Origin of the sequence: Actinomadura violacea (assembly GCF_017573465.1) — a bacterium.
Taxonomy (GTDB): Bacteria; Actinomycetota; Actinomycetes; order Streptosporangiales; family Streptosporangiaceae; genus Spirillospora; species Spirillospora violacea.
The window spans coordinates 14,434-25,292 of record NZ_JAGEPF010000031.1; the positions used below are offsets into that span (position 1 = coordinate 14,434).

At 70.6% G+C, this 10,859-nt stretch carries 8 protein-coding genes; 3 read left to right on the forward strand and 5 right to left on the reverse strand.

The features are described from left to right. Positions 1-276 precede the first annotated feature (276 nt). Positions 277-2,049: a WD40 repeat domain-containing protein gene (locus J4709_RS40590; RefSeq protein ID WP_208249889.1), complete on the reverse strand. Its 1,773-nt coding sequence runs from the start codon at positions 2,047-2,049 to the stop codon at positions 277-279. A 410-nt stretch (positions 2,050-2,459) separates the two neighbouring features. Between J4709_RS40590 and J4709_RS56265 the strand changes: the two genes are divergently transcribed. Together J4709_RS56265 and J4709_RS40595 are read left to right on the forward strand one after the other, a co-directional pair. Further along, positions 2,460-2,789 (forward strand): DUF6355 family natural product biosynthesis protein, encoded by a 330-nt coding sequence (locus J4709_RS56265; RefSeq protein ID WP_372442221.1) that lies wholly within the window; start codon positions 2,460-2,462, stop codon positions 2,787-2,789. 345 nt (positions 2,790-3,134) lie between these two features. After that, on the forward strand, positions 3,135-5,093 hold the full coding sequence (locus J4709_RS40595) for a glycoside hydrolase (RefSeq protein ID WP_208249891.1): 1,959 nt from the start codon (positions 3,135-3,137) through the stop codon (positions 5,091-5,093). Positions 5,094-5,097: 4 nt separating this feature from the next. On the opposite strand, the gene J4709_RS40600 is transcribed toward J4709_RS40595, so the two are convergent. The 4 genes from J4709_RS40600 to J4709_RS55145 all read right to left on the reverse strand — a co-directional run bounded on the left by J4709_RS40600 (position 5,098) and on the right by J4709_RS55145 (position 9,081). Continuing rightward, positions 5,098-6,525, reverse strand: a complete 1,428-nt coding sequence (locus tag J4709_RS40600; protein ID WP_307801994.1) for a sensor histidine kinase — start codon at positions 6,523-6,525, stop codon at positions 5,098-5,100. 8 nt (positions 6,526-6,533) lie between these two features. After that, positions 6,534-7,220, reverse strand: coding sequence for a response regulator transcription factor (locus tag J4709_RS40605; RefSeq protein ID WP_307801995.1), 687 nt, complete (start codon positions 7,218-7,220; stop codon positions 6,534-6,536). A 357-nt stretch (positions 7,221-7,577) separates the two neighbouring features. After that, a complete protein-coding gene (locus J4709_RS40610; RefSeq protein ID WP_208249895.1) occupies positions 7,578-8,627 on the reverse strand; it encodes a hypothetical protein in 1,050 nt (349 codons plus the stop codon). A 319-nt stretch (positions 8,628-8,946) separates the two neighbouring features. After that, positions 8,947-9,081 (reverse strand): hypothetical protein, encoded by a 135-nt coding sequence (locus J4709_RS55145; RefSeq protein WP_269757572.1) that lies wholly within the window; start codon positions 9,079-9,081, stop codon positions 8,947-8,949. A gap of 605 nt (positions 9,082-9,686) precedes the next feature. On the opposite strand from J4709_RS55145, the gene J4709_RS40615 reads away from it, so the two are divergent. Then, positions 9,687-10,559 (forward strand): NmrA/HSCARG family protein, encoded by an 873-nt coding sequence (locus tag J4709_RS40615; protein ID WP_208249896.1) that lies wholly within the window; start codon positions 9,687-9,689, stop codon positions 10,557-10,559. Positions 10,560-10,859 lie beyond the last annotated feature (300 nt).

A 10,859-nucleotide genomic window follows, 5' to 3' on the forward strand; every position in this document is an offset into this window, starting at 1 on the left:
TCGTCTGACCAAGCGCTAAGTCTCGTTCACTGTCGGCCGATGGCACCTGGGAACGGCTGCTGGAGGTGGTGCGGGCCGACGCCGACGCCGCCGGCGACATCGGCTGGCAGGTCTCGGTCGATTCCACCATCGAGCGGCGCCACCAGGACCGCCACCCCAGCCGATTCGCTGGCGCGCGCTTCGACCGGGCGTGCGTCGACGCGCGCTCATCCAGCCCTTCGCTTGCCCGAGACGGCGCGGCGGGCGGGACGCGCCGTCTCGGGCAGGGCTGCCCGCTCAGGACTCGCAGATCGTGATGAGCTCGTTGGCGGCCCAGCGGATGTTGCCAGGATGTTCCTCGTCGAAGAAGTGCCGCAGGGAGGGCAGGGCGGCGATCACCGCGTCCCGCTCGGCGCCGGGGCCGTTGGCGATGTCGGCGATGAGCAGAAGGAGCGTGTTGTGGGCCCGGTTGGTCGGCACCAGCATGCGTTCGACCAGGAAGGGCACCGCGGCGGCGGCCGCGCTGTTCTCGGCGTGCTTGGACACCAACAGTTCGTAGAGGCGTTTGACGGCTTTCTGCGCAGCGTCCTCGTCGTCGGTCGTCAAGGTGGTGAGGAGGTCGGGGACCTCGTATCCCGGACCGTGGTTGGTTCCGAGGTCGTCCCATTCGACCTCGTGCACGCGCCGGAAGAAGGTCCGTTCGGGCCACAGGGCGTTCACGTCGAGGCGAAGCTCGGTGGTGCCGTGTTCGGTGGTGACGTGGAGGGCTGCGTCGGCGCGCAGGGCGAGCGTTTCGATACCGGTCCCCAGACGCAGGTCGGCGCGAGCTTCGGTGTCCACGTCCCAGATCGTGACGAGGCCCTCGCGCCAGGCCGCGGCGACGGCCGGGCCTGTCTCCAGCACGGCCGAGGCGAGCGCGGTGACCGGGGTACGGCGGCGCGCGAAGGGGACGCGCGCCACGACGTCGCCTCCAGTCCAGTACCGGAGCACGCCGTCGGCGTCTCCGCTCCACAGGAGCACGCCGGTGCCGGACCGGTGGGCGGTGACGGCGGTGACCGGAGCGTGGTGCAGATGCCGGGAGCCGGAGCGGGAACCGTCGACCGTCCAGAAGTGCACGTCACCGCCGGCGTCTCCGGCCACCACGACCGTCGCGTCGCGGTCGGCGGCCGACGCGGTGTGGTTCGCCAGCGCCTCCGGGCCGCTGACCTGCGGGATGGCGGGAACCGCGAGAGCGGCCGAGGTCGAGCCGACCTCCCAGCGGGGATCGGCGGCAGGGGCGAACGCAGGCAGGTCCTCGACCGGGGTGGGGGTCTCCGCGGGAGACTGGATGTCCTTGTCGGTCCACTCCACGCCCAGGGTGCCGAGCGCTTGGAGGAGGCCGTCGCGGGTCCGTGCGTGCACCACGAGCGCGTAGTCGGCCCCGGGCCCCCTTCCGTGACGGATGATGACGTCGGGGCCGCCGTAGGAGAGGGCGTCGGTGGCCATCTCCTGCCAGGCAGGCAGTCCCATCTCTTGGTAGTTGGCGCGGAGCCTGTCGACCATGGCGTCATCGACGTGTTCGCGCTCGACACGCATGGTCCACCAGAAGTGCGCCGGGAGCCGCTCCACCGCGAGCTGAAGGAAGAACTCCGAGATCGAATCGCTCTGCACGACCCAGCCGTCGGAGGTGTTGACCCACACCGGCGGGTCGGGCCATTCCTCCGCTTCGGAGACGAAGTAGCCCCACTGGTGGACGTACTGGTACTCGGACATGATCACGCGGATCTCGTCGTCGGACGGCTGCTCGAACGCCTCCGGGGCCGCGGGCGGCCAGTGCGGATGCGTCCAGTAGAGCCGCGGCCGGTAGGCGAAGGAGTTGCCGTGCCAGTCCCACCACTCGACCAGCGCGGCCGGCACATCGTCTCCCGGCTCGAAGCCGGGAGCCTCGCCCTGCCTGGTGATCAGGGGCTCCCCTCCGGGTTCCTCGTACCCCAGCTCGCGCTGAACCTCCCGGAGCAGAACCCAGCGGCCCCGATCCCCCGCCCCGGCCAGCCGCCCAGCGAACAGACCGAAGTCAATGATCTTGTTCATGCCGGGCCATCCTAGACACAACGGGAGATACGCCGCGCCGCGCGCCGATCACGGGTCGTGACCGACGCCAGTCCGGCGAGGGACGCCTGGGCCTCAGGGATGGTCGGGTAGCAGACGGACAAGCTGACGCCGGGGGCCGCCTCAGAGCCCCCGGTGTCCTCGCCGGGTTTCGGGCGCAAGCCTGCGTTTGGCGCTCAGCGATGCGCCCTGATCATCACTTATGGTTATCCTTAGCGAACAGAGAGTTACGCTTGCGGTGTCGGCGCGATGCGCGAGAGGCGTCGTGCTTCCAGGCAGGGCAGATCATCTGGTCTCAACCGTCATGGCCCAAATCTCAAGGAGTGTTCATGAAGCTCTCCCCTCGCCCACTGCGAGCCGTCTTGGCGGCAGCGTCAGGTGCTGCCCTGACCATGACGGCCTTCTCGAGCCCGGCTCACGCCGGATTCGAGCGCGGCCCGGAAGTGCGGCAGGCGGGTGCGGACGCCTTTGCCGCTCCTCCCTGTGGGTTCTTCCGCTACAGGGTCCGCGAGTCCGAGTTCGCCGCGTACAACCACTGCGGCCCGACGACGGTGCGGATACACGTCGACGTCAGAGGGGGCGGTAGTGCGAATGACTATCACCTCTGTGTCAGCCCTGGCCGTACCCAGCTACCGGGCGCAGGTCCGAACTACCTCAACGCGTACTACATCGGCGGCGCCGGCTGCCGGGGCGGAGAGCGCACCGGGCACACCCGCCACTGAGTCTTGATCCACTACGCCTCGGTGGTGCTCGCCGGCCGACGACCGACGCCGCGTTACCGCTGCCGGCGCGGGCCGTTGGCGCCACCTGCGCCTCCTCTTGGCTGGCCCGCTTGTGAGCAGGCAGTACTCTCCGCCCCTGCGCTGGGAAGACGTCGTCTCATGCCCGCCGATGGTCCAACTGGGGACCGGACGAGCTCGGTGACGGCGGTCTCGGCGCGTTCCTGCTGCCGGTCGGCATCTTTCACAAGGTCGGCGGATGGGAGAGGCCGAGCGTGAGAAGGTCCCTCGCCGATGCGCCGCCCGGGGCCTTAAGAAGCTCTTATGTCCGGGCCGCAAGGTGTGCGCATGGCCAAGTCAACCAAGACAACGATGCTCGGGCTCGGCGCGATCACCGCGGGGGCGGTCGCGGCGGTGACCGCGTGCGGCGTTCCTGTCGCGGCGGCGCCGGCGGCCGCGAAGGAACCGGTGAAGGTCGAAGGCGGCCAGATCCTCGTCCCAGTGCACGGCGGTTCGGCGCGAGTGGACACCGCCGGCCTGGGCGTGACCGCGGAGACCACAGGCGGTGGGCGACTGACCCTGTCCGCGCCCCTGCGGGATCTGGGCGAACCGAGCAAGATCACTCACAGGGGCGGCACCGTGAGCTGGTCATACCCCTCACGCGGCATCACCGTCACGGCACAGGCGCGCGCCGGACGGCTGGCGATGCACCTGCACTCCGACCGCGGCGGCGACCTGCGCTGGCCGCTGACGGGCACGGACCGCTCGACCGCGCGGCTGTCCGTACCGACCGGCGAGGGCCTGGGCATCCCGGTGGACGACCCGTTCTGGAACTCCGCCAAGGCGAGGTTCGCCGGCTCCGAGATCGCGATGGCCGGCGGGATGACGATGCCGTTCTGGGGTTTCCAGGACGGTGCGCACTCCGCGAACTACATCGTCCCGACCGACATCGGCACCTCGCTGACGTTCGTCTCGTCCGGCGGGCGCCTGCATGGCGAGACCGCGCACGACTTCGGCGAGGCCAAGGACTACGACGTGGAGTTCTCCCTCGGGGACTCCTCCCCGGTGGCCTCCGCCCGGGACTACCGGCTCTGGCTGGCCCAGCACCATCAGCTCGGCTCGCTGCGCGAGAAGATCGCCCGCAATCCCCAGGTCGGCAAGCTCGTCGGCGCCTACCACGGTTACCTGTGGGGCCCGGCGCGGTCGGCGGCTTCTGTCCAGAAGATGAAGCAGCTGGGGCTCGACCGGATGTGGCTCGGCTACGACTCCGGCGCGGACCCCATGAAGCCGGACGCGGTGAACGCGGCGAAGAAGAACGGCTACCTGGTCGGGCCGTACGACTCGTTCGCCAACGCCCAGGACCCCAAGACCGCCGACAACCCGTCCTCCAAGTGGCCCGCCGGCGTCTACCCGGGCGGGTGCGTCCACGACGCGCAGGGCAAGCCGGAGACGGGGTTCGGTGACCGCGGCTGCTACCTCAGCTCCCAGTACCTCAAACAGCGGGAACCGGCCGAGCACTACATGGCCGACCGGACCAAGCAGATGACGGCCAACGGCGCGAACAGCTACTTCCTGGACGTGGACGCCGCCGGTGAGCTGTACGACGACCACAGCCCATCCCACCCGATGACGCAGGCACAGGACCGCGCCAACCGCATCGCGCGGATGAAGAAGCTGTCCGGCGACGGCCTCGTGCTCGGCTCGGAGAGCGCCGCGGGGTGGGCGAACCAGGCCGTCGCGTTCGACCACGGCGCGGCCTCCGACGGCCTCAACGTCCTGTGGCCGCTGCAGAAGGACAAGGCCACGTGGGGCGGCTACTACCCCGCGAACGATCCGAAGTTCTTCTTCAAGCCGGTCGACCTGCCGGCCGACGCGGTGAAGAGCATGTACGACCCGGCCTACCGGCTGCCGCTGTACGAGACGGTGCTGCACGACTCGGTCGTCAACCTGGACCGCTGGGAGCTGTCGCTGTACAAGCTGCCCAACGTCAAGACGACCAGGATCCTGCTGAACATGCTCTACAACATCCCGCTGAACTTCGCCGTCGACGGGACGACCCTCGACCTGCACGGCAAGGAGATGGCGTCCCTGCAGCGGTTCTTCCAGCCGCTGCATCAGATCGCCGCGACCAGGCCCATGACGGACTTCCGGTGGCTGACCTCCGACCGCCAGGTCCAGCGGACCGTGTTCGGCGACGGCGCCCTCACCATGACCGCCGACTTCGGGACGAAGGCCTACCAGGGGCTCAAGGCGGGCTGCGTGCAGGCGAGAGTGCACGGCCAGGCGCCGCGGACCCTGTGCTCCTGACGGGTCACCCGAAGACGAGGCGGACGAGCGTGCCGCCTCCAGGGGCGGGCTCCGCCGCCGCCCGCGCGCCGTGCTCGCGGGCGACCTGGGCGACGATCGCCAGGCCGAGACCCGAGCCGGGCAGGCCGCGGGCGGCGGCGGACCGGTAGAAGCGGTCGAACACGTGGGGGAGGTCGGCGGGGTCGATGCCCGGTCCGTGATCGCGCACGGCGACCTCGCCGCCCGTTCCCTGTTCCCCATCGGCCTCCGGTACGCCACCAGGCCGCTCGGCACGGCCCGTCACGGCCGCGCCGAGCGGCCTGGTCTCGGCCGGAGATCGGACGGTGACCTCCACTGGCTGTCCGCTCCCGAATTTGGCGGCGTTGTCCAGCAGGTTCGCCAGCGCACGAGACAGCCGCCGCGGGTCGCCGCAGACCAGCACGGGCTCGGCATCGACTGTGAACTCCGCCTGCGGCCACCGTGCCCGCGCCTGGGCGACGCAGCGCTCGGCGAGGCGGTCCAGCCGGATGTCCTCCACCTCCCTGGCGGGTTCGTCGCCGCGCGCCAGCTCGATGAGGTCGCCGACCAGGTCGCCCAGCCCCGCGAGCTGCGCCCGCAGCCGCTGCCGGACGCGGTCGCGGCGCGGCGGCGGAAGCTCGTCCAGCAGCTCGATGTCGGCACGGAGGCTGGTCAGCGGCGTACGCAGCCCGTGCGAGGCGTCGGCGACCAGCTGCCGCTGCGCGGTGACCGACTCCTCCAGCGCGGCGAGCATGGCGTTGAAGCTGGCGGCCAGCCGCCCCAGCTCATCCGACCCGCCCGCCGCGATCCGCAGGCCAGGGTCGCCGGTCGCGGCGATCCGTTCGGCGGCGCGCGTCAGCCGCGCCACCGGACGCAGCGCCCCACCCGCGACCAGGAAGCCCAGCAGCCCCGCCCCGGCCACGCCGGCGGCGACGGTCGCGAACAACGCCAGCCGCACCCGGCTCAGAGTGCGGCTCGTGTTGTCCGCGCGCGTCCCGACCTGCAGCGCGCGGCGCGAACCGTCCGATTCGATCGCCACGGTATAGACCCGCACCGGCAGGCCGCCCGCCGTGGTGTCGGAGAAGTACGGCCTGCTCCGGCCGTTCGCGACCCGCACGACCCGCGGTGTCACCGGCAGGTTCGCCTCGTCCGGCTCGGTGGAGCCGTCGCCGCTGACGATCTGCGCGCACGGCGTCGTCAGCCACGCGCACGTGCCGGTCCGCGTCGTCCAGCCGCGTGCCCGCACGTCACGTGCCACCTGCGCGGACTGCCGCTCCAGCGAGCGGTCCAACTCGACGTGCAAGGCCTGCCGAACCACGACATAGGCGACGACCGCCGCGCCCGCCACGGCGACGGCCACCGCGAGCGCGGCCAGCACCGCCATCCGGGTGCGCAGCGGCACTCGCCGCCACCACGGCGCCCGGTCGTCGTTCACCCGGCCGCTCATCCCGCCCTCAGGACGTAACCGACGCCCCGGACGGTGTGCACCAGCCGCGGTTCGCCGCCGGCCTCCAGCTTGCGCCGCAGGTAGCCGATGTACACGCCCAGCGAGTTGGATTCCGGCCCGAAGTCGTACCCCCACACCCGGTCCATGATCACTTCGCGCGGGAGGACCTGCCCGGCGTTGAGGACTAGCAGCTCCAGGAGCGCGAACTCGGTCTCGCTGAACTGGACGAGCCGGTCGCCCCGCCGCCCCTGTCGCGCCTCCGGGTACAGGGTCAGTCCGGCGTATCCGAGGGTCTCGGCGGACGGCACCGCACGGACGCGGCGCAGCAGCGCCCGCACGCGCGCCCGCAGCTCGTCCGGGGCGAACGGCTTGACGAGGTAGTCGTCGGCGCCTGCGTCCAGGCCGTCGACCCGGTCGCTCACCGCGTCCCGCGCCGTCAGCATCAGGATCGGCGTGCGGTCGCCCCTCTCCCGCAGGGACCGGCAGACGGCCAGGCCGTCCAGGCCCGGCATCAGGACGTCCAGGACGATCGCGTCCGGTGCAGCCGCGGCAGCCTCGCGCAGGGCCGACGCCCCGTCCGGCGCCGACCGGATCTCGTAGCCGTCCAAGCCGAGCGTGTCACCCACGGATTCGCGTACGGCGGGCTCGTCGTCGACCACCAGCACGCGAACGTCGTTCCCCACGCGCTGAACCTACCCATCCGGCCATGCCCACCAGCCCGACCGGATCGCAATACGGAGATGGCGAGTCCGACGGGTGCCAGAGCCCCGATCGCACGGCCGCTCCGACCTCGCGCCCGCTGGTGGCAGCGAGGTTCCAGATTGCGCTCCTGACGAGCCGGTCTCGCGAACACACACCGGAAAATCGGGCCCGCTCATCGACGCGGTGGAGTCCACCGGACCGCGGTGGCTGGGCGACTGGTGCATCTTTTCCGTGACTACCTGCGCGTCAACGACGCCGTGAAGCGGGCGACCGGTGGAGGCTCGGTTCGCCGACCGACAGGGGCCGGCTTAACCGACCGCCTGGCGCTCACTCGAGTTTCAAGAGCCGTTGAAGGCCGCCGGGTCTTGCCCTTGGGTGCCGACACCCCAGATGCCGCCGGGGACGGCGGCGAGGTCGAGCACCGCGGCGCCGTCCGGGACCGTCGCCGTCTCCCACTTGCCGCCGCCGTAGCGGTACGGGGGTTTGGCAGGCGGCGCGGCCTCCACGGGCGCGACCCAAGGGGCCCCGGACGCGTCCACGGTCAGGTCGGCGAGGTCGGGGTAGTCCGCCGGGGCCGCGATGAACGTCCAGGCAGAGCCGTTCCAGTGCGCCAGATGCTTCCGGGTGATCGCCCAGACGTCGTCCGCGGCAACGGGGACGACCTTGAGGAACCGCTCGCCGTCGGCGCCCGCGGGCAGCGGGACGCTCTTCCAGGCGGCGCCGTCGAAGTGCGCGACCGCGGGCACCTGCTGCAGGCCGTCCCGGTGCCCGACCGCCCATCCGTCGGTCGCGGAGAGCGCCTGGACGTCGGCGACGTAATCGACCCCCGGCACCTGAACGACGGTCCAGTTGTCGCCGGTGCGTTTGAACAGCCGGTCTCCGGCATTCAGGTCCCAGCCGCTGATGAAGGTGCCCATCGGACCGGTGGCGAGCATGCTGACCGAGTCTGTCGGGATCGCGACCTTCTGGAACGCCGCGCCGTCGAAGCGCGCCACGTAGCTGCTCGACGCCTCCCTGGTGCTCGATCCGCCGCCGATCCAGGTCTCCCCGGCGCCCGATGCGATCCGCCCGATCCCGCCCTGGCCCGTCCAGCCGTTGATCGGGTACTCCTTCCAGGACGAGCCCACCCGGCGCCGTACGACCGGGTTCCCGTCGCTGTACACGGGGCACAGGTCGCCCCAGCGCAGGCAGTACTTGCCCTGCGCGCCGCCGATCCAGACCCCGCCCGCACCGTCGGCGGTGACCTCGAAGAGCTGGGCCCACGGCCACAGGAAGGGCAGCGAGACCGAGCGCAGCGCGGGAGCCGCAGCAGGGGCCGCCGCGAGGGCGGGTACGGGGAGAGACAACACGACGGTGGCGGTGGCGACGACCGCGATGACACGTTTCATGTGATCACTATTCAACGTCCGCCAAAAAAACACCAGTGTCTACTGGGATGGTTGCGGTACCTCTTCGCCGTCCCCGGCCCCGCGCTTGCGGAGCAGCCAGGACCCATGGCTCTGGGGCGGCGATTGGGCCGGTGGGGACGTGCACGGCCTGGTCGGCATCGTTGGACCGACTTCAAGCGGATCGGTCGTCGAACGGCAGCCCCACCGCCGCCCGCGCCTGGTTGACGGTGGCGGCCGAAGCCCGCGCGTCCAGCAGCGACCGGCGCCAGGACTTCACCGGGGCGCCGGCCCATGAGCAGCAACCGAACGGTCAACGGCGTTAGCGGGCCGAGAGGGCTGGGGGCGCCTGCTGCGTGTGATGATCCAGTAGGCGGGTGAGCAGGTGCACGATCTGGTCGCGTTTGGCGGGGAGCAGCGACGAGAAGCGGTGGGAGGGCGCCGGCGCCGTCTTCACCGATGATGTGGTGGTGCATTCCCGCGCTGGGGCGGACTCCGCGGCATCGACAAGGTCGTGGCCTTCATGCGGCAGGGCGAAGCCGAGGGGCAGCATCCCGGCACACGACCACCGACCTTTTGGTGGAGGTCGACGGCGACCAGACGGCCGTCTCGGTGAGCTCGACCGTGTACTACCACCGCGACGGCCAGGCACCTCACTTCACCGGCGGCATGCGACGGTACTCCATCGCAGCCCGGACACCGACGGGCTGGGCCGCGCAAGAAGACGGCTCCGCGGACGACACGGCTGGCCCCGTTCAAACCCGGTGATCGATGCGATGGTGCGGGCTGATCTGGACGCATCGTGCTGGCAGCGTCACTGCGCAAGGAGGATCTTCGACGGGCTAGCAGACGAGCATTTCGGTGTCCGGCGCGAAACCAGTTGTGACTTGCCGGCCCCCGAGTCGCCAAAGGCGGAGCGGCTCGCCCTTCTTCACACACATGGTTCGGGTTGCGTTGGCGAGTGCGAAAAGGGGTCGGTGTTGACCTCGACCGCAGTTGAGGTTACAGACTCGCCGAAGACAACACCTTTCCAGGCCGCTACGGCAATAGGAGAAATCTGTTATGACAAAAACCGTCGTCATCGGTTCCACCGGCCGGCAGGGCGGAGCGGTCACCGACCTGCTCCTGGAACGCGGTCACGAGGTCGTGGCCTACGTCCGCTCGGGGGAGTCACCAGCTGCGAAGAAGCTGTCGGCCCGGGGAGCGCGGCTGGCCGTGGGCGACCTCGCTGACCCCGAGGCGCTCCAGCGGGCCTGCGCGGGCGCCGAGGCCGTCTTCGGCCTGTCGGTACCGTTCGGCGAGGGCGGCAAGGACGAAGAGGTCGCGCAGGGGCGGCTGCTCGTCGACACCGTCGTGCGCCTCGGCGCGCACCTGGTGTACTCCTCCGTGCGGGGCGGCGACCGGATGGAGGCCACCAGCATCGACCACGCCGACAGCAAGCAGATCATCGAGGCGTACCTGCGCGAGCGGCCGGTGCGCGCGACGGTGCTCGGCCCGGTGTACTTCATGGAGAACGCGCTCAACCTCGGCTTCAGCCAGCTCGGCGACGGCATGCTCGCCAATCCGCTGACCCCCGGCAAGCCGCTCGACCAGGTCACCGTCCTGGACATCGCCGGAATGGCCGTGCATGCGGTCGAGAACCCCGACGAGTTCGTCGGGGAGCGGATCGACATCGCCTCCGACCGCATCACCGGGCAGGAGGCGGCCCGGATTCTCAGCGACGTCCTCGGCCAGGAGATCCCCTATCAGCAAATGCCCCTGGACATGGTGCGGCAGTGGGCCGGCGACGAGGTGGCCACGATGTTCGAGAACTTCGAGAACAACACCGATTTCCTCGACATCGATGCCCTGCATGCCAAATACCCCGCCGTGCGCTGGCACAGCTACGCCGACTGGGCCAAGACCGTGGACTGGGACAGGGCCCTGGCGGGCTGACCACGGCGCGCACTGATCAATCCTCCGGCCTCGTTCAACGGCGTGCTCGGACGCCACCGGCGGCGGCATCCGGTCAGGGCTGGTGGCATCCACCCGGCACCTGGACACCCAGGGGACGCAACCCCCACCCGCAGCCTGGAGCCCCAGCACCACCACACAGCCGTAGAACCCGGGTACCCGACCCTTGCGACCTCCGCAGCCACCAAAGACTGCCCCCGCAAGGCGGAAGGCTTGGGAGCTGCTCCGGGGCCGATCACGTCACGGTGGGAGTACGACTCTCGTCGCCACCCCCACCGTTGC

Excerpts from the sequence above, each read along its gene's own strand:
- J4709_RS40590 (WP_208249889.1), bottom strand. The coding sequence starts at position 2,049 with ATGAACAAGATCATTGACTTCGGTCTGTTCGCTGGGCGGCTGGCCGGG.
- J4709_RS56265 (WP_372442221.1), top strand. The coding sequence starts at position 2,460 with ATGACGGCCTTCTCGAGCCCGGCTCACGCCGGATTCGAGCGCGGCCCG.
- J4709_RS40595 (WP_208249891.1), top strand. The coding sequence starts at position 3,135 with ATGGCCAAGTCAACCAAGACAACGATGCTCGGGCTCGGCGCGATCACC.
- J4709_RS40610 (WP_208249895.1), bottom strand. The coding sequence starts at position 8,627 with ATGAAACGTGTCATCGCGGTCGTCGCCACCGCCACCGTCGTGTTGTCT.
- J4709_RS40615 (WP_208249896.1), top strand. The coding sequence starts at position 9,687 with ATGACAAAAACCGTCGTCATCGGTTCCACCGGCCGGCAGGGCGGAGCG.